Source organism: Stenotrophomonas sp. HITSZ_GD (assembly GCF_029543105.1).
Lineage (GTDB): Bacteria > Pseudomonadota > Gammaproteobacteria > Xanthomonadales > Xanthomonadaceae > Stenotrophomonas_A.
The window spans coordinates 23168-48250 of the sequence record NZ_JARQXB010000002.1 but is presented as its reverse complement, the minus strand read 5'-3'; the positions used below and the strand labels follow the sequence as shown (position 1 = coordinate 48250).

The window sequence follows — 25083 nt, the reverse complement described above, 5'->3', positions numbered from 1 at the left end:
CCAAGGACCCTCCCATGAAAGGCGATTTCTCGCGGGTGAGCTTTGACCCCCGCCATCACTTCAGCCAGGTGCTGCTGCAGCAAGGACGCGTCACGCTGGACGCGGACCCCAACGAACAGGGCGCCATCCTCCTGCACTACCTGCGCACAATGGCGCTGGACCTGTTCGGCCCGTATGCCGCGCCGGCCATGGCACCGGGCTTCGGGCTCACGCTGGCCGAGGCCAATGGCGGCCTGGCGCTGCGCATCGATGCCGGTCGCTACTACGTGCAAGGCATCCTGTGCGAAAGCGAGGGCTGCGACTATCTCGACCAGCCCCACTTCACGCCCGGCGACGGCAAGAACGGCGAGGAAGATGCGCTGCGCCGCTGGCTCGGCGCCAGCAACCGCGACAGCGCCCGCTTCTTCGTGTACCTGAAGGTGTGGGAGCGCCACGTCACTAGCCTGGACATGCCGCACCTGCGCGAGGTCGCGCTCGGCGGCGCGGACACCTGCAGCCGCACGCAGGTGGTGTGGCAGGTGCGCGCACTGGAGATGGCCGTCGTCGAGAAAACGCTGCAGGGCCAGCTGGAGGCCTTGAAGAAGGCGCTCGACCAGGCGAAGGACAAGGACAAGATCGAACGCCTGCAGGCCTCGATCGACGCCCTGCAATCGGACCTGTCGCTGCTGCGCGAGACGCCGGATGAAGCCTGCGCGGTGCCGTTGCGCGTGTTCGACCGCGATCCGCCGCTGATGAACCTGCGCCTGCAACCGCCGGAGCGGCTGGACGACCCCTGCATCACCGACCCGGACGTGGCCTACCGCGGCGCGGAAAACCACCTGTACCGCATCGAGATCCACCGCGGCAGCGACAGCGGCGCGCCGACGTTCAAGTGGTCGCGCGACAACGGCAGCGTGGTGACGCGCTGGATATCCGGCGGCGGCAAGCGCCTGCGCGTGGCGAGCACCCGTGGCTTCGCCGACGCGCAATGGGTGGAACTGAGCGATGAGGCCGACGATTTGCTCGGCCGGCCCGGCAGCCTGTGCCGACTGGCGAGCGTGGAAGGCGACGAACTGGTGCTGGCCGCCGACGCCCCGCGCGTGATCGGGCCGACAAGCCGGATCCGCCGCTGGGACCAGCAGGAACGCGAAGACATCGTGCTCGACGACGGCGCCGTGCCGCTGCGCGCCAGCTCCGGCCTGGAGGACGACTGGATCGACCTGGAAGACGGCGTGCAGGTGCGTTTCGACCTCACCCGCGCATACCGCACCGGCGACTACTGGTACACCCCGGTGCGCACCACCGGCGACACCGGCTGGGCACAGGACGAGGACGGCGAGCCCCTGCCCCGCGCCCCGCACGGCACCGAGTTCCACTACGCCCCGCTCGGCTTCGTGGGCCTGCTGCCCACCGGCGCCCCCGGCATCAGCACGACCTGCGGCTGCGTGGTGAAACCGTTCCGCACCTGTGGCGCGCTGACCCGCCAACCCAAGCCGCCGATCGACGCCATCGTCGTGCGCAACGACACGCCAACCGACACCAAGCCGAACACCCGGACCGACAGCACCCCTGATGCAAAGCCGGCGGTCGACACGGTCGCCAAGAAGACACGCACGATCAGGAAGAAGGACGGCTGACAGCACGCACCGCGCCCCGCTTTCCTCACCGCCTATGCAGGAGCCTTGAGGGTGACCGGCGGCATGCCCTGGCGGGGGCGTAAGGCGACAGGACGTCGCCTTACGAGCGCGTGGCCAGGGAGGGCCGTTTTCGGCGTCCCCCGCCAAGGCATGCCGCCGGTCGCCGCGCGATAGCCTGGAGGCGCCGGGCGTGATACGCGGAAACGCCCGAACGGCCACCTGGGAAGCACCGAGGCAGGCAGTCCCGCCCCGGTCCCCGTGGATCAGAACTTCCAGCCCGCCCGCACGTACCAGAACCCACCGGCGAAGCCGTACGGCGAATGCACCGGATACTCCGCGCCGGCGATATCCGACCACGGGTTCTTGTCCGGCGTTTCGTCGAACAGGTTTTGCGCCCCCACGTTGACGTAGATCCCGTTGGCGAACTTCCAGCCCACCTCCGCGTCCACGATCAGCCGCGCATCGCCGTAGATCGGCAGGCCGCCGTCGGCCGCCGAGATCACCCCGCTGTCCAGGTGGTCTTCGTACCACGACCCGTAGTAGCCCAGCCGCAGGTTGGCATGGAACACCTGGCGCTGGTGGTTGATGCTGAAGTAACCCTTGGTCTTGGGCAGCGAGTTCTCCAGCTTGTACACGCGCGCCTCGTCCACGAAGTCGGCGTTGTAGCTGTCCACCTCGGTGCGGTTCCAGTTCAGCGCCAGCGAATAGGTCGTCTCCCCGCCCCACTGCTCGATCTGGTAGCTGGTCACCAGGTCCACGCCGCTGGTGGTGGTGTCGAACGCGTTGCCGAAGTAGGTCACCGACGAGATCGACGCCGCCTCCGGGTTGCCGGACGCCACCAGCGCCGCGCGTTCGGCATCGGTGAGATCGAAGCTGGTGCTCAGCGCGATGCGGTCGTCCACTTCGATGCGGTAGCCGTCCAGCGTCACCAGCCAGGGGCCGTCGTTGTAGACGAAGCCCAGCGAGTAGTTCTTCGATTCCTCCGGCGTCAGCGGGCGGGCGCCCTTGAGCTCGGCGATGGGATTGGTGGGCGGCAGCGTGGCGATATCCACCAGCCCGGTGCCGGCGAACACCGTGCTGATCTGGCTCACGTTGGCCTGGCCCGGCGTGGGCGCGCGGAAGCCGGTGCTGATCGCGCCGCGCACGGCGAAGGCCGGGGTGAAGTCGAAGCGGCCGGTCAGCTTGCCCTTGGTGGTGCTGCCGAAATCGTCGTAGTCCTCGTGGCGCACGGCGGCGGCCAGCTGCAATTGCTCGGTCACCTGCCCTTCGACGTCCAGGTACACCGCCCAGTTCTTGCGGTCGAACGTGCCGGCGGTGCGCGGGCTGAAGCCATTGAAGCCGTTGGAACCCAGCGCGAAGCCCTGGTCGGTGAGCGGGCCGATCGCGGTGGAAGGGCCATCGCCGGCCTTGATCTCGAACTCCTCCTTGCGCCATTCCGCGCCGGCGCTCAGCCGCAGCGGCTGCACCAGGAAGGAGGTTTCCACATCCTTGCCGACATCGAAGTTGAAGCCGGTCTCGGTCTGGGTGTTGCCGCCGGGATTGAAGCGGAAGCCGTCCGGCTGGTCGGGGCCGAGCGAGGCGTTGATGGTGTTGTAGATGAAGAAGTCGATGTTGTTGCGGCCGTAGGTGCCGCTCAGGTCCCACTGCCAGCCGTCGCCCCACATGCCCTTGATGCCGGCCACGACGGAGCTGTCCTCCAGGTCGCCGCCGAAACGCGGGGTGAAACCGCCGGGGAACATGGACAGGAAACTGAAGCAGTTGGCCGGCATCGCGCCGGCCGCGGCGCTGACCGTGCTGTACGGCAGCAGGTTGCCGTCGCCATCGCGCAGGGCGATGGTGGGGCAGCCGCCGGCGCCGGTGAGGTCGCCCACCAGCAACGTCTGGCCGCCATCGTTGGAATACACGCCCGAGCGCGCGCTCGGGTCGCGGAAATAGAAGCCGCCGTCCACGCGCCGCTTGGCGTAGTTGCCGAACAGGTACAGGTCCACGCTGTCGCCGGTGTAGCCGAGGTTGGCGACGAACTTCAGGTCGTCCTTCACCTTGGGCGAGCCCCAGATCTGCGCGGGGTCCTTCACGTCGGGATAGCCGGCCGCGGTGTCGGCGGCGGCATCGGCGCGCTGCACGCTGCGCGAGGTGTCGTCGGCCTCGCGCCATTCGGCGGTCAACGTGGCGAAGCCGCGCGACGTCAGCGGCAGGCCCACCTGCGCTGAGTACTGCGTGGTCAGGCCATCGCCGGCGTAGTACTGGCCGGTGAACACTTCGAAGCTGCCGCCGTGGTCGGCGCGCTTGAGGTTGAAGTTGATCACGCCGGCGATGGCATCGGAGCCGTACTGCGCGGCGGCGCCGTCGCGCAGCACTTCGACCTGGTCCAGCGCGAGCGAGGGGAATACCGACAGGTCCGGGCCCTGCGAGCCATCCGACAGGCCATGGCCCAGGAAGGTGATGACGGCCGAGCGGTGGAAGCGCTTGCCGTTCACCAGCACCAGCGTGTTGTCCGGCGGCAGGCCGCGCAGGTTGGCCGGGCGGATCAGGCTGGCGGCATCGTCGATGGGAATGGTGCTGACGTTGAACGAGGGCACCAGCACGCGCAGCTGGTCGAGCGCGTCGGTGGCGCCCTGGCTGCGGAATTCCTCGGCGGTGATGATGTCGATCGGCACCGCCGAGGAGGCCACGCTGCGCGGTTGCCCGCGGCTGCCCAGCACGGAGACGGTCTCAAGGGTGGTCGGTGGCCCGTCGCCGGATTGCGGATCGTCCGGCTCGGCCGCGCGGCTTTCGCTGGCGGGTGCGCCGGCCACGACGAGGGCCAGGGCGAGGGTCACGGCTGACGCCAGTTTCGCTTTCGGAATTCGGGAGTACGGAAGTACGTGCTTGCCCATGCGTGCGTCCCCTTGACGATGTGGGTGGTGGTGTTCCCGCTAATGCGCTCCTGATGGTCGTTGCGTGCGCCCGGCATTCCCCCTGTCCGGTGCTGCACCGCAGCAATTGGTAACAAGGATTTCATGCGTTGGCAATAAGTGGCTGTTAGCGGCACGAACCATCGGCCCGGTGCGGCCCGGGCCAGCCGCGGACCCTGCGCACATTCATGCAAGCGTGGCCAATGCCGGCCGGCGTCTACTGCCGCGGCCGTCAACCTCCCTCCCGACAGGAGTTCCCCCATGCATGACCCGAGCGAGTCGTCCCCGGACGATCCGGGCCGCCGCGGCTTCCTCGCCACGTCCGCCGGCCTGGCCGCGGCGCTGGCCGCGTCCTCGATCGGCTTCGGCCTGCCCGGTGGCGCGCGCGCCGCCCCTCCCGCTTCTTCCACCCCCCACGGAGCCCATTCCATGAGTCACTTCCTCACCGTCAAGGACGGCGCCCAGATCTTCTACAAGGACTGGGGCAAGGGTCAGCCTGTCCTGTTCGCCCACGGCTGGCCGCTCAGCGCCGATGCCTGGGACCCGCAGATGTTGTTCATGGGCCAACAGGGCTACCGCGTGGTCGCGCACGACCGCCGCAGCCACGGCCGCTCCAGCCAGACCTGGGACGGCAACAACATGGACACCTACGCCGACGACCTGGCTGCGGTGATCGAACACCTCGACCTGAAGGACGTCATCCTGGTCGGCCATTCCACCGGCGGCGGCGAGATCTCGCACTACGTCGGCCGCCACGGCACCCGGCGCGTGGCCAAGATGCTGCTGGTGGGCGCGGTGCCGCCGCTGATGCTCAAGACCGCGAACAATCCCCATGGCACCCCGCTGAGCGTGTTCGACGGCATCCGCGCCGGCACGGCGGGCGACCGGTCGCAGTTCTTCAAGGACCTCACGACCCCGTTCTTCGGCGCCAACCGCGCCGGCAACAAGGTCACCCAAGGCATGCGCGATTCGTTCTGGCTGCAGGGCATGGCCGGCGGCGTGAAGGGCCAGTACGACTGCGTGCACGAGTTCTCCGAGGTCGACTACACCCCGGACCTGAAGAAGATCGACGTGCCGACGCTGGTGATCCACGGCGATGACGACCAGATCGTGCCGATCGATGCGTCCGCCCGCCTGTCGTCCAAGATCATCAAGGGCGCCCAGCTGAAGATCTACCCGGGCGCGCCGCACGGCCTGACCGTCACCCACGCCGAGCAGTTCAACCAGGACCTGCTGGCCTTCGCCAAGGCCTGAACCCGGCCACACGAGGGGCCGGCCGCGATGCCGGCCGCTCGCGCCGAGGGGTCAGGCCGCGCGCGCGGCGGCGGCGTAGCGCGCCGGCGTGCAGCCGGTGGCGCGGCGGAAGCTGCGCACGAAGTGGCTCTGGTCGAAGAAACACAGGTCGCTGGCCACCTGGCACACCTTGCGCCCGCCTTCGCGCAGCAGCCGCTGGGCCTGCTCGATGCGGCGCTGGCGCAGGTATTCCATCGGGCTCAGCCCGGTATGCGCGCGGAACGTGCGCGCGAAGTGGAAGCGGCTCATGCAGGCGGCAGCGGCGAGTTGCTCCACGCACACCGGCTCGTAGAGATGCTGCTCGATGTAGTCGATGGCGCGGCGCACCGCGCGCGGCCAGCACTCCGACGCGCTCGGAAGGGCGGCGATGAAGTACGGCAGGTAAGCGGCCATCGCGCGTCTCCAATGAACGGGGCTCCATCCTCGCCTGCCCGGCGCGGGCGCCCAACCCTCCTTGGTGCGCCGCCCTACCCCCTCTTTCGGGTTACGACCAATGGATTAGCCGCGCGGTGGCCGGCGCAGCACGCGCCTTCCGTACAGCCGCGCGTCGAGCGAATACGCGCCGGGGCCGAGCAGCATCACGCCCAGCAACAGCATCAGCACGGCCCCGGCGGCCGGCTCGGGCAGGCGCGCCAGCGTCAACAGCAGGCCCAGCGCGAGCGCCACCGGCGTCAGCCAGCCGCAGGCCAGCAGCAGCGCCACGGCCCAGGCCGCGCGCATCGGCCACGGCCCGCCCGATATCCACCCCGCGCCCTGCGGATCGAGCACCATCACCATCGCGGCATCCAAGCGCAGCAGCAGCAGGCCCAGGCCGGGTCCCCGGTCCGGGAACATTGCGTACAGTCGCTGCATCCCCTCGTCCGGTGCCGGCCAGGGTCCATTAGCCATCGAGGCACGCGTCGGCGCATCCCCCGAAAGAGGTGTTGGCCGCTCCCCCGAGCCTGCCAAAATGTGGCATGCCCCGCGTCTCCCCCACCCTCGCGCGCAGCCTGCGTGTCGCCGCGCATGCGCTGTGCGCCGCCGCCGCGCTGACCCTCGCCTCGCCGAACGCGCGCGCAGACGACGGCGCGCCGGCGGTGGCGGCCGGCATCGCCGGCTACGACCACGCCGCCTGGCCGGTGGAGCGCGGCGCGCCGGGCGACATCTGGGACATCGCGCAGGCCGCCGACGGCGCCTTGTGGCTGGCCACCGGGGCCGGCCTGTACCGCTTCGACGGCCGCGTGTTCACCCGCCAGGAAGCCCCGGCCGGTACGCACTTCCTGTCGGGCAACATGACCACCTTGCGGCTGGAACCGGACGGCACGCTGTGGATTGGCTATTACAACGCCGGGCTGAGCCGGCTGGCCGGCGATCGCCTGGACCATTACCAGCCCGCGCAAGGCATGCCCACCGCCTTGCTGCCGCGCCTGGCGCGCGATGCCGCCGGGCGCCTGTGGGCCGCCAGCGATGGCGGGCTGCGCTGGTTCGACGGCCACGCCTGGCGTGCGCCGGCGCCGGCGATGGGCGATCCCGGCGCGCATGCGCAGTGGCTGCTGCGCGATCGCCACGGCACGTTGTGGGTGAGCAATGACGAGGAACTGCTGCGCCTGCGCCGCGGCACCCAGCGCTTCGAAGCGACGGGCGTGGCGGTGTCGCGTTTCTCCTCGCTCGCCGAGAGCCCCAGCGGCGAGCTGTGGCTGGCCGACCGCCAGCGCGGCCTGATGCCGGTGGCGCGCGGGGGCGCGATCCTGCCCGAGGCCGAGCGCCTCGCCGGCCGGTTGCCGCAGGTGCGCGCGAACCGCGTGCTGTTCGCGCGCGACGGCAGCCTGTGGGCCAGCGGCCTGCAGGGCGGCGGCGTGTATCGCGTGCGCTTCGCCGACGATGCGCCGCCGCGCGTGGAGCAATTCGCCGTCGCCCAGGGGCTGAGTTCACCGTATCCGGCGCCGCTGCTGGAGGACCGCGAAGGCAACATCTGGGTCGGCACCAACCTGGGCCTGGACCGCTTCCGCGCGCACAGCGTGCATCGGCTCGGCGAACCGCACACCGGCGGCGATCCCTTGCAGACCCTGTACCAGGCGCCCGACGGGGCCGTGTATGCCTACACCGAGGACATGCAGCCGCTGCGGCTCGATCGCGACACGCTCGCCCGCCTGGCCGGCGCGCAACCGCCGCAGCCGCCGGCGCCGGGCGCGCGGATATGGATGTCGGGGCTGAGCCATGTCGCGCTGTGGCACGCAGGTAGGCTCGACGCCCGCCCGCTGCCCGACCTGCCCGACCGCCGCTACCTGCACGCGATGGCCTCCGATGGCGACCGCCAGGCATGGGCGTGCTTCGGCGACGACTACGTCTACCGCCATGACGGCCAGCGCTGGGCGCGCGAGACGCGGCTGCCGCACCTCGCCTGCACGACGGTGGTGCTGCAGGGCGATGCGGCGCTGTTCGGCTACCAGGACGGCAGCGTGCGCGTGCTCGAAGGCGGCCGCGTCACCACGTATGGCCCCGCGCAGGGCTTGGCGGTCGGGCCGGTGACCATGCTGTACCGCGACGCGCAGCGGCTGATCGTCGCCGGCGAGACCGGCGTGGCGGCGCGTGGCGCCGACGGCCGGTTCCATGCGCTGCAGGCGCGTGGCGGCAACCTGCTCGACGGCGTGAACGGCATCGTCCGCGACGCGTCCGACCAGTACTGGCTGTACGGCGCGCGCGGCCTGCTGCGCATCGACGCGGCTGACCTCGCGCAGGCGGTAACGCATGACGCGCCGCTGCGCGCGCCGCGCCTGTTCGATGCGATCGACGGCCTGCCCGGCATTTCGCGCCAGGCCAGCCCGGTGCCCACCGCCGTGCTCGGGGCCGAGGGCCTGCTGTGGCTGGCGAGCAACCAGGGACTGGCGTGGCTGGATACGCGCCAGCCGCACCGCAACCCGATCGCGCCGCAGGTGCATATCGGCGAGATCGCCTACGGCGGCTCCGCGTCGCGGCCGCTGCACGAAGGGCTCGTGCTGCCCCAGCACACGACGCAGCTGCAGATCGACTACGCGGCCGCCAGCCTCGCCCGGCCCGATCGCGTGCGCTACCGCTATCGCCTCGCAGGCCTGGAGCGGGACTGGCATGACGCGGGCGAACTCACGCGGGCCTCGTATAGCAACCTGGGCCCGGGCCAGTACCGCTTCGAGGCCGAGGCCGGCAACGAGGATGGCGTATGGAGCGCGGCACCGGCTACGCGCAGCTTCCGCATCGCGCCGGCGTTTACGCAGACGGTCGCCTTCAAGGTGTTGTGCGTGGCGCTGGGCCTGGGCGTGCTGGCGCTGGCGGTGCGCGCGCGTGCGCGCCAACTCGGAGCGCGGCTGCGCGCGCGCCTGGACGAGCGCCATCAGGAGCGCGAGCGCATCGCCCGCGAGCTGCACGACACGCTGCTGCAAGGCACGCAGGGGCTGATCCTGCGGCTGCACGCGGCCAGCCAGCGCCTGCCCGCCGGCGACCCGCTGCGCGCCGAGCTGGAAGCCGCGATGGACCTGGCCGAACAGGCCATGGCCGAAGGACGCGAGCGCGTGCGCGGCCTGCGCGGCCCGGTGCAGCAAGGCCAGGACCTGGGCGCCGCGTTGTTGCAGGTACGCGACGACGCCGGCGGCGCCGTGCTGCCACAAGTGCGCCTGCTGGTGGAAGGCGAGCCGCGCCCGCTGCTGCCGCACGCCGCCGAGGAGCTTTACATGATCGGCCGCGAGGCCCTGCTCAATGCCTTCCAGCATGCGCACGCGCAGGCCGTGGAGATCGAGGTCGGCTACGCCCGCCGTGCGCTGCGGCTGCGCATCCGCGATGATGGCCGCGGCCTTTCCGACGCAGCCACGCAACAGGCCGGCCACTGGGGCCTGCACGGCATGCGCGAGCGCGCCGCGCGGCTGGGTGCGCGCCTGCAAGTGTGGTCGCGCGTAGGCGCGGGAACCGAGATACAGATCAGCTTGCCGGCGGTGCGCGCGTACCGCCGGCCCGCGCGTCGCCGCGGCCACGCCTGGCTGCGCGCGTTTGCATTCACCCGAGGAGAAGCTTGATGTCCGCCTGCCCCGCCCCCATCGGCGTGCTGATCGTCGACGACCATCCGCTGCTGCGCGATGGCCTGGCGGCGATGATTGCCCACCAGCCGGACATGCAGCTGCTCGGCGAAGCCAGCGACGGCGAGGAAGCGGTGGCGCGCTACGAGGACCTGCGCCCTGACGTGGTGCTGATGGACCTGCAGCTGCCGCGCGTGGACGGCGTGGAGGCCACCGCGCGCATCCGCGCGCTCGACCCGCGCGCGCGCGTGATCATCCTCACCACCTACAGCGGCGATGCGCGCGCGGTGCGCGCCCTGCAGGCCGGCGCCAGCGCCTACCTGCTCAAGGATGCATTGCGCCGCGAACTGGTCCACACGCTGCGCGAAGTCCACCAGGGCCGCCGCCACCAGATGCCGGCCACCATCGCCGGCAGCATTGCCGCGCACATCGCCGACGGGCAACTTTCGCAGCGCGAGATCCAGGTGCTGGTGCAGGTCGCCGCCGGGCAGTCGAACAAGGTGATCGGGCAGCACATGTCGATCTCCGAGCAGACCGTGAAGGCCCACATGAAGAGCATTCTCGGCAAGCTCGGTGCGCGCGATCGCACCCATGCGGTGACCGTGGCGCTGCGGCGCGGGATCATCTCGCTGGAGACCTGAGCCGCGCGCCGGTGGAAAGACGGGCGCCGAGTGCGTGTTTTCGCACGCCACGGCCGTGCGAACCGGCGGCCGATCCTCGGCGCGGATCGAATGCGCTAGGTACTTTTACTGAGACAAATACCGAAATCCCTCGCATGTGCGGTGGGAGGTGGCAGTACAGACTGGCCCCGGAGCTTCCCTCCGCGCCGATCCCGCGCCGTGCGGCCCTCCATTCCCCGTGTCCACACGAAGAGACCGCCGCCATGGCCGAGAAGAAATTCAAGGGCGTGATCAAGCTCGATATCCGCGACTCCAAGGCAGACTGGGAGCCGTTCCTTCCCCCGAAGGCGCCGGATGGCGCGCCGAACATCCTGATCGTGCTCTACGACGACACCGGACAGGCCGCGTGGCAGCCGTATGGCGGCGCGATCAACATGCCCACGCTGCAGAAGCTCGCCGACAACGGCCTGACCTACACGCAATGGCACACCACCGCGCTGTGTTCGCCCACGCGACTACCCCGGTACCTCGCCGGTGCCCGAAGGCGTGGCGGTGAACGTGCGCGGACGCTCGTACAAGATCATCGCCGACGTGGAGATCACCGACGCCGATGCCTCCGGCGTGTTGTTCGCCCACGGCTCGCGTTTCGGCGGCCACAGCCTGTTCATCAAGAACCGGAAGCTGTACTACGTCTACAACTTCCTGGGCATCAAGCCGGAGCAGAAGTTCGTCTCCAAGACCGAGCTCAAGCCCGGAAAGTATTCGCTGGGGATGGAATTCGAGCGCACTGGCGCCGGCGAGCATGGCGAGTCGCTGGGCAGGACCCGGCTGTATGTCAACGACACCCTCGAGGCCGAGGGCGACATGAAGACCCAGCTCGGCAAGTTCACCCTCTCCGGCGACGGCCTGTGCATCGGCCGCGACAGCGGCGATGCGGTGAGCGAGGAATACGCCACGCCGGGCGAGTTCAAGGGCGGGCAGATCCTCGGCGTCGGCGTGACGATCGAGAAAACCCAGTACCTGGACCTGGAAAAACTGGCCGCGGCCGCCTTCGCCGTCGACTGAGCCAGGCCACGCGGCGGCCCCGCCCGGGGCCGTCGCCGTTCTCGCAAGGCCCGCGGCCACGCGGGCCGCGCCACGGCGTGCCATCGTCCAGGGCCGCCGCGCCTTCTTCGGGAAGCCGCCATGCATGACCCTGCCCCGCCCACCCCGCCTGCTGCGGGCTCGCTGTCCACGGACCTGGCCCGCGGCCGCACGCACATGGCCAACGAACGCACGCACCTGGCGTACCTGCGGACCACGGTGTCGCTGATCGGCTTCGGCATCACCATCAACCGCTTCAGCATGTACCTGGTGCAGAACGACCAGGCGCCGCAGGGCGGCCGGCTGATGCTGCGCGATGCCGGCAACGCCGGCATCGGCATGGTGCTGCTCGGGCTGGCGCTGCTGGTGTGGTCGATCACCCGCTACTGGCATGTCGCGCGCGACATCGAGCGCGGGGTGGTGGTGGCGCGCCACCGCGCCACCACGTTGTTCAGCCTGGGCTTGCTGCTGCTCGGCGGCTTGACCGCGCTATGGCTCTTGCTGGACCACTGAGCGGCCTCAACGCGGATACAGCAACGTGACGGTGAAGCGCAGGCCCCAGTCCGGGCCGCCTTCCGGCTTTTCCAGGTAGGCGCGCACGCCGCCCTGGAAGCTCAGCATCTGCCCGCCCAGCTGGGTCACCTTCGAGTAGCCGATGTTCAGCGGTACCGTCCACTGCCTGGCCGTCCAGTCGTAGCTCGATTCCAGGTTGAAGGTGAGCGTGCGGCCCCCGGCGAACGCGCGCGAGAGGAACGGCTGCAGGAACGTGTTGCTGATGTCCGCTCGGTGGCGGCCCACGCCGCCCACGTCGCTGATGTGGTTGGCCAGCGCGCCGTAGGTCCAGCCGTGGTCCTGCTTGAGCACCACGAAGGTAGGCCCCAGGCCCCACGTATCGGCGCCGAGGTCGTCGGTGCCGGTGGGCAGCAGCATCGCCGGGCCGATACCCCAGATCACCCCGGAAGCCGTCGGTTGCTTGGGCGATAAGAAGAAGCTCTGGGTGATGTCGCCGATGCCGGCCTGGTCGGTGCCGGGGATGACATCCTTCTGGTAAGCCACCGGCAGGATGGTCCGCGAGATCAGGTTCCAGTGCGCGGAGATCGAGATCGGCACCACGGGCTGGATGTTCAGCGTGTGCCTGTAGCCGTCGTCGCCATAGGTCTGGTCGTAGTTGTACTGGAGCGGGACGCTGATCAGCGCCGCTACCGGGTTGGAGAGTGCCTTGGCCAGCGAATCGGCGTCGTGCGCGGGAGTTGTGGCCGGGCCAGCAGCCGTCGTGGCGTCGGCGGCCGGCTGCTGCGCGTGCAGCGACCACGGTGCCGCCAGCGACAGGCTGGCCAGCAGGCGAAAACGCAAGGCGTCCATGATTTCCTCCTCAGCGCGGGGACGATGCGGCCGGGGGCGTGCCCAGGCTTTCCTTGAGATCGAGCATCGGCGTCTGCGGCACGTTGGTCATGCCGGTGCTGGGCTGGTCGAGGTCGATCACCAGCCCCACCGCCAGCGCGAACAGCAGCAGCACCAACGTGGTTTCCTTGCGCTGGCGCGCGCGCTCATAGCCCACCAGGCCGGCGGCCAGCACCGCGAACAGCAGCAGCATGCGCAGGATGCGCGAGGGAATGTGCGCCTCGCGCGTGGCCAGCCGCTCCGCGGCCAAGTCGATGGATTCATTGGTGGTGCTGACGACGAGCGAAGCGCGCGGCGTGTCGCGGAAACCGGCGATGCCGGCGTTCATCACCGTCCACAGCTCGTTCTGCAGGGCTTCGGTGCGCGCGAACTGCGCGCGTTCCTCGGCATTGTCGCGCGCCGCGCCGAAGGCGATGCGCGCGTCCACGTAGCGCCGGAGCACATCGCGCATGCGTTCGGCGGCGGGCGCCTCCAGCAGGCTGGTCCGCAGCCACGTGGTGCCGAGGGCGTTGGCCTCCTTCACCACCAGCTCGCGTCGTTCGTCGTAACGCGACAGCGACACCGAGAAGGTGAAGCCGATCAACAGCGCCAGCAGCCCCATCACCGAGGTCATGGCGAAGGCGTCTTCGTCCTTCTGCTTGTCCGTCTCCTCCGCCGGCGGGCGCCGGTGCCGGAACCAGACGCCCACCTCACGCGCGAGCAGCATCAGCACGAAGAACAGCGCGGTGAACAGCCACAGCGGCATGTAGGGATAGGTGGAGGAGAAGGCCATGGTCGCCTCGGGGCTGGGGTCCGCTGCAGTCTGGGCGAAATCCGGCGTCATTTTCCTCAGTATTTCTACCGCCCGGCCGGCGGGCGCCCGGGATCAGACGCCGCGCATCTGCCGCACCGCCGACACCCGCAGTTGCAATGCCAGCGCCACCTGCAACATGCCCAGCACCGCACCCAGGATCTGCAGCGGCAACTGGCCGATCCAGTGCAGCAGCGGGCGTATGAACAGCATCACCAGAAGATCCAGCACGAGCACGCCACACGCCAGGGCGAGGATCGCGATCATGCGCTCCATGCTCCCGCTCATCGCCATCAACACGATCAGCGCGGCGATGCCGTAGGCCGGCAGCGTCACCGGGAACACGAGGTGCGCGATCGGCGGCGGCGCAGCCGCGACTCCCGCGAGCGCCACCGCCGGCGCGCGGTACTGGGCCAGCACCAGCTGCAGTGCCACCAGCAGGAACACCAGCCCGCCGGCAAATTGCAGCACCGAGGGCTGCACGTCGGCACGATTGCAGGGCACGCAGGCGAACCTGCACGCGCTGGAAGGCCAGCTTTCCGCGCTGCTGGCCGACCCGCAGGGTATCGGCCAGCAGGCGGCAATGCGCCAGCGCGCCGCCGTGCAGGTGGACGAAGCAAGCGCCGCGCACGCCGAGACCGCGCGCCTGCGGCTGGTGGCGCCGTTTGCCGGCGTATGGAGCGACATCGATCCGCAGCGCCGGGCCGGCCAGTGGATCGGCACGGACGAGGCGCTGGGCGTGCTGTACGTTCCCTCGCACTGGCGCGTGGATGCCTACGTGCGGCAGGACGACGTGTCGCGCATGGCGGTCGGCGACCGCGTGCACTTCTATCCCAAGGGCAGCGCCCGACGTTACGACGGCACGGTGACCGCCATCGCCGGGACGCGTGCAAGCCAGCTCGACTGGCCCGTTCTCGCCGACCGCTACGGCGGCCCGATCGCCACCACACAACAGAAAGAGGGCCTGGTGCCGCGGTTGCCGGTGTTCCATGTGGTGGTGGAACTGCACGACGCACCGGTGCAGGCATTGGAAGCGCCGGGCGAAGTGCAGGTGTCGGGCGACGCCGCAGCCTGCTCGGCAGCGCGGGACGCTGGATGGCCGCGACGTTCCTGCGCGAAAGCGGCTTCTGATGCCGAAGGCCAATGCCCGATTCGGCACAGCGTCGCACCGCGCATTCATCGGCTGCTGACATGCGCTCTCCCGGCTAGTGCAGCGGGCCGGCGACGCGGGACTGCGCGGTAGTGGCGTGGCCCCGCATCAGCCAGCGGAACAGCGGGCCGGTCATCAGCGTGGAGAGGATGGCCAAGGTGGTGAGCACGGCGAAGGCGAATTCGGAAATCAGGCCGGCATCGCGCAGGATGGTGGCGGCGACGATCTCCATCAATCCCTTGCATTGCAGCAGCACGCCGATGGCCATCGTCTCCCGGCGCGTCCCCGCGCGCATCGGTGGATACAGCGCCACCGCAAGCAGCTTGGCCAACACCGAGATACCCAGCACCAGCAGCGCAATCTGCAACGTATTCCAATTGAGCGCATCACCGTGCACTTTCAGGCCGCTGTGGCCGAAGAACATCGGCGCCAGCACCATCAGCGCCAGCTGGCCGAGGCGTTCGATCGGCACGCGGCGCAACCAGGCGGCCGGCACGGCGGTGCCGGCGAAATAGGCGCCGAGCAACTCGTGCAGGCCCCACTGCGTGCTGGCCCATGCGCCCACCGCCAGATACGCCGGCAGCAGCAGGAACAGCGCCCAGGCCGGCGGCACCCAGTCGCGCAACCCGCGGCCCAGCGCCAGCAACAGCACCGGCACGCACAACGCCAGTACATGCAAGCCGGAAAAGCGCCAGCCCGCCTCTCCGCGTGCAAACAGCAGCAGGACCGTCAGGCCGATCCACAGCACGGCATCGTCGATGACCGCGATGCGCACCGCGATTCGCCCATACGGACGATGCGCGGGCGCCAGTTCGCGCACGATGCCGATCAGTACCGGCAGCGCGCTCACCGCCACGCACAGGCCCACCGCCAGCGCACCCAGCACGGGATGCGCGGTACCTGCCGACCACTGCGCGACGCCATCGAGCACCCAATAGGCCAGCAGCGCGCCGGCCACGAAGGGCAGCAGCATCGCCACGCCGGCTGACGCGATCACGCGCCTTGCGGTGGCGCCCTGCTCCACCGCCGAAGGCCGTTCGCTCATCGCATGGCGCGTTTCCAGGCCTGCGGTGAAGGCGAGCAGCAGCACGCCGAGCCAGCCGATGCCCTGCCCGCTCGCCGAGGGCACGCCCCAGGACGCCGGCAGGCCGCCAAACCCCGCGATGGCCAGCCCGATGGCGATCGGTACGATCGCGAACGGGAAGGCACGCCCGCACAGCCGCCACAGGACCCAGGCCAAGCCGATGAAGATCGCTGCATCCAGCAGCAGGGAGACGAACGTGGGCATCAAGTCGACGGCGGACGGGGGCGGTGACGGATCGTAAGGTATACCGGGGCGGCGATGCCAAGCGCTGTCATGGCCCACGTCCGGCCTGGATTGTCATGCCGCAATGCGGCAAGACTTCATCGCCCCCAGCCGTTAAACAACCCGCTTCCCATGCGCGATGAATGCGCCGGCAGGCCGTGCCAGCGCGGGTGACGCGCCCCGCAAGGAGAGGTTTCGACCCCATGAAGCACACCGCCCTTTTGTCCGCCCTACTGCTGGGCGCCTCGTTGCCGGCATTGGCCCAGACCGCGTCGACCGGCGCCGCAACGGTACAGGTGTTCACCTCCGCCGCCGGCACCGACCAGCGCCTGGCGCGCGGCCAGGACGTACAGCTCAAGCCGGGCCACGCGCTGACCGAGGTCGAGAACTCCGTGTTCGTGGACCCGGACAAGCGCTTCCAGACCGTGATGGGCATCGGCGGGGCGATCACCGATTCCAGCGCCGAGGTCTTCGCCAAGCTGTCCAAGGAAAAGCAGGCCGAATTCCTCAAGGCGTATTACGACCCGACCGAGGGCATCGGCTACACGCTGGCGCGCACCACCATCCACAGCTCGGACTTCAGTTCGGCCAGCTATACCTATGTCAAGGAAGGCGACAAGGCGCTGAAGACCTTCAGCGTCGACCATGACCGGCAGTACCGCATTCCGCTGATCAAGCAGGCCATCGCCGCGGCGGGCGGCCAGCTGACGATGTTCGTCAGCCCGTGGAGCGCGCCGGCCTTCATGAAGACGAACAAGAACATGCTGCGCGGCGGCTCGCTGCTGCCCGAGTATGCCGATGCGTGGGCCACCTACTACACCAAGTTCATCAAGGCCTACGAGGCCGAAGGCATCCCGATCTGGGGCATCAGCCTGCAGAACGAGCCGATGGCCGTGCAGAAATGGGAGTCGATGATCTACACCGCCGAGCAGGAGCGCGACTTCCTCAAGAACCACCTTGGCCCGGTGATGGCCAAGGCCGGCTACGGCGACAAGAAGATCATCGTGTGGGACCACAACCGCGACATGATGAACTACCGCGCGCAGGTGATCTTCGGCGACCCGGAAGCGGCCAAGTACGCCTGGGGCATGGGCTTCCACTGGTACGAAACCTGGGCCGGCTTCGACCCGATGTTCGACAACGTCGGCAAGGTGCATGAAGCCTGGGCCGACAAGCCGATCCTCCTGACCGAGGCCTCGGTGGAGAAATACGATGCGGCGCGGCTGCAGGACTGGGCCAACGGCGAGCGCTACGGCCAGAGCATGATCCACGACTTCAACAACGGCGTCGTCGGCTGGACCGACTGGAACATCCTGCTCGACGAGAAGGGCGGCCCGAACCACGTCGGCAACTGGTGCTTCGCGCCGATCCATGCCGACACGCGCACCGGCGAATTGATCTACACGCCGAGCTACTACGTCATCGGACATTTCTCGCGTTTCGTGCGTCCCGACGCGCGCCGCGTGAGCGTGGCCAGCAGCCGCAGCAACCTGCTCGCCACCGGCTTCGTGAACCAGGACGGCAAGCTCGCCACCATCGTGATGAACCCGACCGACAAGGCGATCACGTACAACTATTACGTGGGTACCGCGTCGGCGCAGGTGGAGATTCCCGCGCACGCGATCCAGACGCTGGTGCGTTGATCGATGCCGCGTGCCGCCGCATGGGAATGCATGCGCGCGGCACGCCGGCCACGGCTTCATCGAAGTGAAAAAAAACTTGCGCGTGCATGAACCCGCAGATATGATTTCTCTCCTCAGCGACGTGGGGCCATAGCTCAGCTGGGAGAGCGCTTGCATGGCATGCAAGAGGTCGCCGGTTCGATCCCGGCTGGCTCCACCAACTTCGGACACCAGGCCTGTCCGGATCGCGAAAGAAACAAAACGTCCCCATCGTCTAGAGGCCTAGGACATTACCCTTTCACGGTAGCGACCGGGGTTCGAATCCCCGTGGGGACGCCATCTGCCAAAGCCCGGCTTCGCGCCGGGCTTTGCTTTTTGTGGAAGCGCTGGTTTTCGCGGCCACCGGATCAGCCCGGTGGCCGAGGCAAGGCGGGAATGCACCCCCTCTTCCCAAGCGCGGAAAGGGCCGCTATGATAGGCGGCTCGCAGCATCGTGGGGCCATAGCTCAGCTGGGAGAGCGCTTGCATGGCATGCAAGAGGTCGCCGGTTCGATCCCGGCTGGCTCCACCAACTTTCGGACACAGGCCGGTCCGTCTGCACAAGTTTTACTGCGTCCCCATCGTCTAGAGGCCTAGGACATTACCCTTTCACGGTAGCGACCGGGGTTCGAATCCCCGTGGGGACGCCACTTCTAAAAAAGCCCGGCCTGGTGCCGGGCTTTTTTTTGCCCGCGCTGTCTGAATTGACGGCTATTGGAGAAATCCAACGGCGGTTTAGGCCAGCGGCAGCCTTTCAGAACTGCCCTTCTACGATGCGCGGATCATGAATCCGCCAAACCGCCAACTTGCGCACGTGCGTGTTCCCCGGATGCGCTAATGTGGCGCCGTTTCCACCGCACCACGTCGGCTCCGGCACGTCGCCGAGCCCGCCTTTCCGCGCGCCGCGCCTCTCGCGACGCGACGCGGAGGTAACGAACATGAAGTTCGTTGCAAAGTCGTTCGGATGGATTTTCTGCCTGTGCGTCTCGGGCTGCCTGCTCTCGCCCGATGCCCGACAGCCCGGTCGCACGGGCACCCAGATTGAGCCGCCGGGGACTGCTTCCGAGCGGCGCCCGCCTGCGCGCCCGCCTTCCGCGCCGCCACTCACCGGCCTGCCCGCGCGTTCCTCGACCGCAGGGCGTGAGGGTCGCCTCCCCGCTTCCACCCAAGAACACCGCACGGCCAGGCCCGCGCCGACGACCGCCATGCCGTGGTCGCCCCGCGCGGCGGCGGGTGCCTTGGGGGCGACCGCGAGCAGAGACGCAGGGTTGAACCCCGCTCCGGCGCCAGACGCGCCCGCGCCGCCGTTCCAGGCCGCCTCCGCGGATGAAGCAGCGACGACACCGACCGCGCAAGCGCCTCCGTCTCCGGAACCCCTCTCCCCCGTCTCTCCCCCCTTGCCTGCCATCGAGGTGCGTACCGGCGCCTCTCCTCACGAACGGACCGGAGTGTCTGCCATGTCCCTCCCCACCATCGCGCTGCCCGACTTGCGCCAACTGCCCGCGCATCTACTGCTCTATGCGGGACTGGTCTTGGTGGGCCTGGTATTCCTCCTATGGGTTTGGCGAGCGCGCCGGCGTCGCGCGCGGCGGGCGGAACTGCGGGTGTGGAACCCGGGCAAGGCGCAGCATCCGCCGGGGCCGCACGCGCTTGTCGATGAAGTGCTGGAGCCGCCCGCATGGCTGGCCAACGCCACGATACGTCGGCGCGTTTCGCCGTCGACGGCACACACGGATGAAGCTTTGATCGAAAAGGACACCGCGCCGGTCGATCAGAGCGACGTCGCGGCCCCCCCCGCCTATCGCGTCGAGGCCCTCCTCGGCACTTCCCGCTGCTGCGGTTGTGGCCGACAAACCCGCGGATTCCCAGACGTCACCGCCCGTGGCCAGCAGCGAGGCCATGGCCATGCAACCGGCGCGTGGAAGCGTCGCGGCGAGCAGCTATTCCGCAGCCTTGCGCAGTCCGTCGCTGCAATCGCCGCCGATGCCGCAGGCCACCCTGCATCTCGATCGCGCGCCAGCGGTGGTGACGGGAGATCACGCCGCATCGGCGCCACGCGAGATCTCCCCATCGCAAGACGCTTCGACAGCCGCCGAACCCGATGCGGGCGAAGTCACGCCAACAGCCGCGACTTTCGCACCGGAGGGAGGCCTCTCCACGGCGGCGCCCCTCGCCAGCTTGGACGCGCCCGCTGCCGACGCGCCATCGCTCGAAGCGGTATTTGCGCAGGCACGCCGACTCGCGGCGCAGGGCCGGCAGGCCGACGCATTGGCGGTGCTGCGGCCCGCGCTGGACGAGCACGCACCGGCCACGGCCTGGGCGATGGCCGGCTGGTGCGCATGGACGCTCGCCGAACAATCGGCGTCACCCCTGGCGTTGGCCGACGAGGCGGCCGTCGCGTTCGCACGCGCCGTCGCGTTGGATCCCACGCGCGAGGGCACCCTGTCGCGCATGGTCGGGCGCTGCCATCTCCTGCAGGCAGACGCCGACGAGGCCGCGCGACGCGGCACTCATCTCGCCGCCGCCACCTCAGCCTATGAGAGAGGTTATGCGAAGGGCATGACGAGCGAGTCTGCGCTGCTGGAATACGCGCAGGCGCTCTACGAGCTCGCGGTGGAAGACACGGCGGCACGCCCGGCATTGCTGGCGCGCCTGGATGCGGTGTTGGCGCAAGGCCCGGACCCCGCGCAGGCGCCCTCGCCGTGGAACCGGCAACGCGCGCGCGCCGCCTGGCTGCGCGCCACGGTCACGCCGACCGCTGCCGAGCGACATCGCCTCGACCAGCAGGCCGCCATGCATGCCGAACGCGCGCACGCCGCGCTTGAGGAGCCCGAGGTCCGCGACGCATGGCTGGCCGAACGCATCGAAGCCGGGCGCCGCCACTTGGCCACCTTGTCGCCGGCGGCCCGCAGCGACGGCTACCGCGGCCTGGTCCAGCGGCTGGGCGCCCGCCTCGAGGAAGCACGCGGCACGGCACCGTGGCTGGCGTGGGTGCATGTGCTGGCCGACACCTCGCAATGGCTGCAGGGCCCCGCCGCGCGCCAGCGCCTGGGCGAGGCCGATGCGATCCTCGCCCGGCTCGAAGCCCGCGCACCCGACGCCGAAGGCGATCCGCTGGCCGTCACGTTCGCACGCGCGTATTACCAACGGTTGCGCGCCATGCACGAGCCGGCCGGCGCGCGCCGCCAGGTGCTGGCGAATGCAGCCGAACTGCTCGCCCGCCTGCGCGACCACCCGCAATTCCCGGCGCAGGCCGGCGTGATGATGGAGCAGGCCGAGGTCGCGCTGGCGCTCGCGGGCGAGGGCCGCGACGCCCAGCGCCACTTCGAGCATGCCGCGCAGCACGCCAGCGCGGCGGCGGACCTGCCGCAGACGCGCGTGCCCGCCTTCTCCGTGTTGCTGGCCTCGCTCGTCGGCTTGCAGCAACTGCAACCGGCCTCCGAACGCGCCAGGCAGATCGCCCTCGTCGCCCAATGGCTGGCACAGGCCGATACGCCGCCCTCGGCCAGCACCTTGCGCCTGCTCGCAGCGGCCGCGCTTTCCCGCCAGGACATGGCCGAAGCCGCACGCCTGAGCGCGGCTGCTTGGGAGGCAGGCGCCGAGCGTGACGTGCTGCTGCCCGGCTGGCGACAGGCCGATGCCGCCTGGGCCAATCAACTTGCGGAAACCTCCGAACGCAGCGCGTGGGAACGCCAGCACCGCCTGCTTCGACTCGCCACCAGTTCGCGCTGATCGCGCACCCCGTCCGTTCTCAGGAGATCACATCATGGACATGCAGCACCCCGCCCCCGCCGACGCCGACCATCGCCTCAGCCAGATCCGCTACGGCGTCAGCACCGCCCTGCCGCAGGACAACGCGGTCGCGCGTTCGTTGGCGCGCTACGGCGAATGGATGGAACAGGAACTGGACCTGCTCGGCAGCTTCGTGCAGGAAGGCGAAACCGTGCTCGAGTTCGGGGGCGAATTCGGCGCCCATGCCCTGTGGTTGTCGCGCGCGGTAGGTGAACGCGGCAGCGTGCACATCGCCGAGCCGCACCGGCTGAACCTGCAACGCGCCTGTGCCAACCTCGCCCTCAATGGCGTCACCAACGCCTACACCTATGCGGCGTGGCTCGGCGAGCAAGGCGCGGTGGTCGAACTTGTCCCGCCCGGCGGCGAAGCGCAGCAGGTGCGGTGCATCAGCGTGGACAGCCTCGAACTGGACGCCCTCCACCTGCTCAAGGTCAACATTCCCGGCAGCCTGACTTCCGTGCTGGCCGGTGCCGACGAAACCCTGCGCCGGCATCGCCCGACGCTGTACCTGCGGTTGGGCCCGGCCGTGGAGCAGGCCGTGCAGGACGTGCGCGCGCTGAAGGAACGGGGCTATCGCTGCTGGTCGCACCTGCCGTACCTGTTCAACCCGGACAACTTCAACGGCCAGGAAGAAAATCTCTTTCCGGGCTGGGTGCACCAGAACCTGGTGGCGGTGCCGGTGGAGAGCCGCCTGCAGTTCGAGCGCCTGCGCGAGGTTTGAAACGCAATTGTCTAACCCTTCGCGCTACGAATAGGATGCATGGCCATGTGGCCCCGCCTGCGTCCAATGCGAACTCGCCGACCACAGCGTCTTTGGGCGCTGTGGCTGCTGGCGTTCGCCATGCTGGTCAACCCGGCATTGATGGCCATTGGTGATGCGCATTCGGCGCTGATGGGTGCGCAGCTGCATGCGCACGACGCGGGCGAGACGGCCACCCAGGACGCCGAACCCGCGCGCGATACCTTGCTGTTCGCGCTGGAACACGCCGCGCATTGCTGCGCCCATGTGGTGGCCGACATGCATGCGCTGGCGCTGTCCTCACCGGCGTGGTCCACCCGCGTGGCGCTGCCGCGCCCTGCCCCGTTGCGCCTGCAGCCCCGCCCCGCGGCCCTGCTGCGTCCTCCGATCGGATAAGCGAGTCCGCCGGCGCGTCCGCGCCGGATGAACGCTTTCCCTTTCCGGAGGTTTTGCCATGTGGTTGCGATGGGCGACGTGTGTCGCCATGGCGATCGCGCCCTGCGTGTATGCGCAGGACGATCGATCGCGCCTGGATGTTCTTACGCTGGACGCTGCGCTCGAACGCGTCGGCCGTGTCCACCCCGATCTGCGCCTGTCCGATGCGCGCCGTCCGTTGCTCGAAGCCGGCATCGATGCGGCTTCGCAGCGCCCGCCCCTGACCGCGGGCGCCACGCTCGAAAATTTCGCGGGCAACGGCCCGTATGCCGGCGCCGGCCGCGCCGAACTCACGGTCACCCTGGCCGGCGTGCTGGAGCGCGGTGGCAAGCTCGAAGCGCGTCGCGCGGTAGCCATGGCCCAGCTCGACGCGCTTGCACCGCAGCGCGAAGTGCTGCGGCTGGACCTGCTCGCCGAGACCGCGCGTCGCTATCTCGATGTCACCGCCGCGCAGCGCCAGCGCGACATCGCGCTGGAGGACATCGCGCAACGCAAGCGCGCGGTGGACGCCGCGCAGCGTCGCCTGAGTGCCGGCGCTTCGCCGGAATCCGCGCTTATGACGGCGCAAGCCGCGCTCGCGCAGGCCCAGCTCGACCGCGACCGCGCCTACCAGGCCGAGGAAGTCGCGCGCCTGCGCCTGGCCGCGCTATGGAACGGCCGCGAGGGGCAATTCCGCACGGCTGCCGGTGATCCACTGGCCCTGCCCGCGCTGGAGGATTTCCGGCAACTGGCCGAATGGCTCGAGCGCACGCCGGAGCTCGCCGCGCTGGCCGGGCAGGCGCGCGTGCGCGAGGCGGAACTGCGGCTGGCCCAGTCCGCGCGGCAGCCGGACCTGCAATGGCAGGCGGGCCTCCGAGGGCTCAATGGCGATGACGCACTGGCGTTGACGGGCGGCTTCAGCCTGCCGTTGGGCAGTGCGTCGCGCGCCGCGCCGGGCATCCGTGCCGCCGAAGCCGGGCTGCGCCTGGGCGACGCCGAGCGCGACGCGATGCGCAGCCGCTTGTACGTCCTGCTGGCGAGCGCGCATGGGCAGTACACCACCGCGCGCCTGGAAGCCGCGCGGCTGGGCACCGATGTCCTGCCACGCCTGGCCCGCGCCGAACTGGCCGCCGATCGTGCCTGGCGCGCCGGTGCGATCAGCTACCTCGAGTGGTCGCAGCTGCAGGCCATGCGCGTGGAAGCACGCAAGCGCCAGCTCGATGTCGCGGTGCAAGCGCAGCAGGCCCTCATCGAAATCCAGCGCCTGACCGGGCAGCCCTTGGTGGCGCCGGGTCTCGCCTCCTTGCCGGAGACCGCTCCATGAATCCCGTGTTCCTGCTTCGCCTGACCCTACTCCTGCTGCTCGCCCCGGCGCTTGCCGCGTGTGGCGGCAAGCCCGCGCCGGCCGATGCGGCGCCCACCACGCCCGCAGGCCAGCCAGCGCCCGGCCCGCATGCCGACGACACGCAAGGCGAAGACGTGGAAAGCACCACCATTCCAGCGCGCATCGCCGAGGAGAGCGGCATTCGCGTAGCGCCCGCCGGCGAAGGCCGCATCATCCGCGACCTCGAAGTCCAGGGGTTGATCGCGCCGGTGGATGGCAGCGCTGGCGCGGCCACCGCGCGCTTTCCCGGCCAGGTGCGTTCATTGCGCGCCCACGTCGGCGACCGCGTGCGCGCTGGCCAGGTACTGGCGACGGTGGAAAGCAATCTCAGCCTGACCACCTACGCGGTGACCGCGCCGCTGTCCGGGCAGGTGCTGGCCCGCCAGGTGCCGGCCGGCGCGGGCGTGGCTGAAGGCCAGTCGCTGTTCGAGATCGCCGACCTGTCGCGCGTGTGGGTCGATCTGCATGCGTTTGGCGGCGACATGCGCCACTTGCAGCCCGGCGCCGTCGTCACGGTCACCCGCCTGTACGACGGCGTGACGCGCGAAGTGCGCCTGGACCGCGTGCTGCCCGGCGCCGATACCGCCAGCCAGAGCGCGGTCGCCCGCGCCGTTCTCGACAACGACGACGGCTTGTGGCGCCCCGGCGCGGCGGTCACCGCGCGCATCCGGATCGACGACCGCGCGGTGCCCGTGCAGGTGCCGCTCACCGCGTTGCAGACGATGGACGGACGCGACGTGGTGCTGGTGCGCGAGGGCGAGCGCTACCACGCGCAGCCGGTGCGGCTGGGCGAGCGCGACACGCACAACGTCGAGGTTCTGGAAGGCCTGCGCGCCGGCCAGGAGGTGGTGGTCGAGCAGAGCTACCTGGTCAAGGCCGACATCGAAAAGGCCGGCGCTTCGCACGCCCACTAGGAGA

19 protein-coding genes, 4 tRNA genes and 1 pseudogene are annotated in these 25083 nt (G+C 69.7%); 17 read left to right on the top strand and 7 right to left on the bottom strand.

What is annotated here, in order from left to right:
- The first annotated feature begins 14 nt into the window (after nt 1-14).
- A complete protein-coding gene (locus P6166_RS02075) occupies nt 15-1616 on the top strand; it encodes a DUF6519 domain-containing protein (protein WP_277762875.1) in 1602 nt (533 codons plus the stop codon).
- Nucleotides 1617-1879: 263 nt separating this feature from the next.
- Here P6166_RS02075 and P6166_RS02070 read toward each other — a convergent pair whose 3' ends face one another.
- Complete coding sequence (locus P6166_RS02070; RefSeq protein WP_277762874.1) at nt 1880-4435, bottom strand: TonB-dependent receptor; 2556 nt, start codon at nt 4433-4435, stop codon at nt 1880-1882.
- 504 nt (nt 4436-4939) lie between these two features.
- Between P6166_RS02070 and P6166_RS02065 the strand changes: the two genes are divergently transcribed.
- Nucleotides 4940-5764, top strand: a complete 825-nt coding sequence (locus P6166_RS02065) for an alpha/beta hydrolase (RefSeq protein WP_277763134.1) — start codon at nt 4940-4942, stop codon at nt 5762-5764.
- Between the two features lie 69 nt (nt 5765-5833).
- Here P6166_RS02065 and P6166_RS02060 read toward each other — a convergent pair.
- Together P6166_RS02060 and P6166_RS02055 are read right to left on the bottom strand one after the other, a co-directional pair.
- Nucleotides 5834-6196: pseudogene (locus P6166_RS02060) on the bottom strand (AraC family transcriptional regulator); the annotation flags it as partial.
- A gap of 105 nt (nt 6197-6301) precedes the next feature.
- Nucleotides 6302-6655 (bottom strand): hypothetical protein, encoded by a 354-nt coding sequence (locus P6166_RS02055; RefSeq protein ID WP_277762873.1) that lies wholly within the window; start codon nt 6653-6655, stop codon nt 6302-6304.
- Nucleotides 6656-6759: 104 nt separating this feature from the next.
- Here P6166_RS02055 and P6166_RS02050 point away from each other — a divergent pair, with 104 nt between their 5' ends.
- From P6166_RS02050 to P6166_RS02035, 4 genes are all read left to right on the top strand, one after another.
- A complete protein-coding gene (locus tag P6166_RS02050; RefSeq protein ID WP_277762872.1) occupies nt 6760-9825 on the top strand; it encodes a sensor histidine kinase in 3066 nt (1021 codons plus the stop codon).
- Entirely contained in the window at nt 9825-10466 is a 642-nt protein-coding gene (locus P6166_RS02045) for a response regulator transcription factor (protein ID WP_277762871.1), read from the top strand. Before P6166_RS02050 ends, P6166_RS02045 begins: the two co-directional genes overlap by 1 nt.
- Nucleotides 10467-10979: 513 nt before the next feature.
- Nucleotides 10980-11510, top strand: a complete 531-nt coding sequence (locus P6166_RS02040) for a hypothetical protein (protein ID WP_277762870.1) — start codon at nt 10980-10982, stop codon at nt 11508-11510.
- Nucleotides 11511-11630: 120 nt separating this feature from the next.
- Nucleotides 11631-12041 (top strand): DUF202 domain-containing protein, encoded by a 411-nt coding sequence (locus P6166_RS02035; RefSeq protein ID WP_277762869.1) that lies wholly within the window; start codon nt 11631-11633, stop codon nt 12039-12041.
- Nucleotides 12042-12047: 6 nt separating this feature from the next.
- On the opposite strand, the gene P6166_RS02030 is transcribed toward P6166_RS02035, so the two are convergent.
- The 3 genes from P6166_RS02030 to P6166_RS02020 all read right to left on the bottom strand — a co-directional run bounded on the left by P6166_RS02030 (nt 12048) and on the right by P6166_RS02020 (nt 14223).
- Complete coding sequence (locus P6166_RS02030) at nt 12048-12890, bottom strand: transporter (protein ID WP_277762868.1); 843 nt, start codon at nt 12888-12890, stop codon at nt 12048-12050.
- Nucleotides 12891-12900: 10 nt separating this feature from the next.
- Complete coding sequence (locus tag P6166_RS02025; RefSeq protein ID WP_277762867.1) at nt 12901-13701, bottom strand: hypothetical protein; 801 nt, start codon at nt 13699-13701, stop codon at nt 12901-12903.
- Nucleotides 13702-13794: 93 nt separating this feature from the next.
- Nucleotides 13795-14223: a MarC family protein gene (locus tag P6166_RS02020; protein ID WP_277762866.1), complete on the bottom strand. Its 429-nt coding sequence runs from the start codon at nt 14221-14223 to the stop codon at nt 13795-13797.
- On the opposite strand from P6166_RS02020, the gene P6166_RS02015 reads away from it, so the two are divergent.
- Entirely contained in the window at nt 14213-14962 is a 750-nt protein-coding gene (locus tag P6166_RS02015; protein ID WP_277762865.1) for an HlyD family secretion protein, read from the top strand. The genes P6166_RS02020 and P6166_RS02015 overlap by 11 nt on opposite strands.
- Here P6166_RS02015 and P6166_RS02010 read toward each other — a convergent pair.
- On the bottom strand, nt 14925-16157 hold the full coding sequence (locus P6166_RS02010; RefSeq protein WP_277762864.1) for a cation:proton antiporter: 1233 nt from the start codon (nt 16155-16157) through the stop codon (nt 14925-14927). The genes P6166_RS02015 and P6166_RS02010 overlap by 38 nt on opposite strands.
- 221 nt (nt 16158-16378) lie before the next feature.
- On the opposite strand from P6166_RS02010, the gene P6166_RS02005 reads away from it, so the two are divergent.
- From P6166_RS02005 to P6166_RS01960, 10 genes are all read left to right on the top strand, one after another.
- A complete protein-coding gene (locus P6166_RS02005; RefSeq protein WP_277762863.1) occupies nt 16379-17818 on the top strand; it encodes a glycoside hydrolase family 30 protein in 1440 nt (479 codons plus the stop codon).
- A gap of 123 nt (nt 17819-17941) precedes the next feature.
- Nucleotides 17942-18017, top strand: a tRNA-Ala gene (locus P6166_RS02000).
- A 43-nt stretch (nt 18018-18060) separates the two neighbouring features.
- Nucleotides 18061-18136 (top strand) — tRNA-Glu (locus P6166_RS01995).
- Between the two features lie 156 nt (nt 18137-18292).
- Nucleotides 18293-18368, top strand: a tRNA-Ala gene (locus tag P6166_RS01990).
- A gap of 42 nt (nt 18369-18410) precedes the next feature.
- Nucleotides 18411-18486, top strand: a tRNA-Glu gene (locus P6166_RS01985).
- A gap of 1528 nt (nt 18487-20014) precedes the next feature.
- A complete protein-coding gene (locus tag P6166_RS01980) occupies nt 20015-21568 on the top strand; it encodes a hypothetical protein (RefSeq protein WP_277762862.1) in 1554 nt (517 codons plus the stop codon).
- 34 nt (nt 21569-21602) lie between these two features.
- On the top strand, nt 21603-22349 hold the full coding sequence (locus tag P6166_RS01975) for an FkbM family methyltransferase (RefSeq protein ID WP_277762861.1): 747 nt from the start codon (nt 21603-21605) through the stop codon (nt 22347-22349).
- Nucleotides 22350-22388: 39 nt separating this feature from the next.
- Nucleotides 22389-22763 carry a hypothetical protein gene (locus P6166_RS01970; RefSeq protein WP_277762860.1) on the top strand — a complete coding sequence of 125 codons (375 nt, stop codon included), beginning with the start codon at nt 22389-22391 and terminating at the stop codon, nt 22761-22763.
- A gap of 58 nt (nt 22764-22821) precedes the next feature.
- Nucleotides 22822-24105: a TolC family protein gene (locus P6166_RS01965; protein ID WP_277762859.1), complete on the top strand. Its 1284-nt coding sequence runs from the start codon at nt 22822-22824 to the stop codon at nt 24103-24105.
- The gene (locus P6166_RS01960; protein WP_277762858.1) at nt 24102-25079 is read left to right on the top strand and encodes an efflux RND transporter periplasmic adaptor subunit; all 978 of its coding nucleotides are present in this window, start codon (nt 24102-24104) and stop codon (nt 25077-25079) included. The genes P6166_RS01965 and P6166_RS01960 overlap by 4 nt, the downstream gene beginning before the upstream one ends.
- The last annotated feature ends 4 nt before the right edge of the window (nt 25080-25083 follow it).

Coding starts and splice junctions, on each gene's coding strand:
- P6166_RS02075 (WP_277762875.1), top strand. CDS start 15: ATGAAAGGCGATTTCTCGCGGGTGAGCTTTGACCCCCGCCATCACTTC.
- P6166_RS02065 (WP_277763134.1), top strand. CDS start 4,940: ATGAGTCACTTCCTCACCGTCAAGGACGGCGCCCAGATCTTCTACAAG.
- P6166_RS02055 (WP_277762873.1), bottom strand. CDS start 6,655: ATGCAGCGACTGTACGCAATGTTCCCGGACCGGGGACCCGGCCTGGGC.
- P6166_RS02050 (WP_277762872.1), top strand. CDS start 6,760: ATGCCCCGCGTCTCCCCCACCCTCGCGCGCAGCCTGCGTGTCGCCGCG.
- P6166_RS02045 (WP_277762871.1), top strand. CDS start 9,825: ATGTCCGCCTGCCCCGCCCCCATCGGCGTGCTGATCGTCGACGACCAT.
- P6166_RS02035 (WP_277762869.1), top strand. CDS start 11,631: ATGCATGACCCTGCCCCGCCCACCCCGCCTGCTGCGGGCTCGCTGTCC.
- P6166_RS02030 (WP_277762868.1), bottom strand. CDS start 12,890: ATGGACGCCTTGCGTTTTCGCCTGCTGGCCAGCCTGTCGCTGGCGGCA.
- P6166_RS02025 (WP_277762867.1), bottom strand. CDS start 13,701: ATGGCCTTCTCCTCCACCTATCCCTACATGCCGCTGTGGCTGTTCACC.
- P6166_RS02010 (WP_277762864.1), bottom strand. CDS start 16,157: ATGCCCACGTTCGTCTCCCTGCTGCTGGATGCAGCGATCTTCATCGGC.
- P6166_RS02005 (WP_277762863.1), top strand. CDS start 16,379: ATGAAGCACACCGCCCTTTTGTCCGCCCTACTGCTGGGCGCCTCGTTG.
- P6166_RS01975 (WP_277762861.1), top strand. CDS start 21,603: ATGGACATGCAGCACCCCGCCCCCGCCGACGCCGACCATCGCCTCAGC.
- P6166_RS01970 (WP_277762860.1), top strand. CDS start 22,389: ATGGCCATGTGGCCCCGCCTGCGTCCAATGCGAACTCGCCGACCACAG.
- P6166_RS01965 (WP_277762859.1), top strand. CDS start 22,822: ATGTGGTTGCGATGGGCGACGTGTGTCGCCATGGCGATCGCGCCCTGC.
- P6166_RS01960 (WP_277762858.1), top strand. CDS start 24,102: ATGAATCCCGTGTTCCTGCTTCGCCTGACCCTACTCCTGCTGCTCGCC.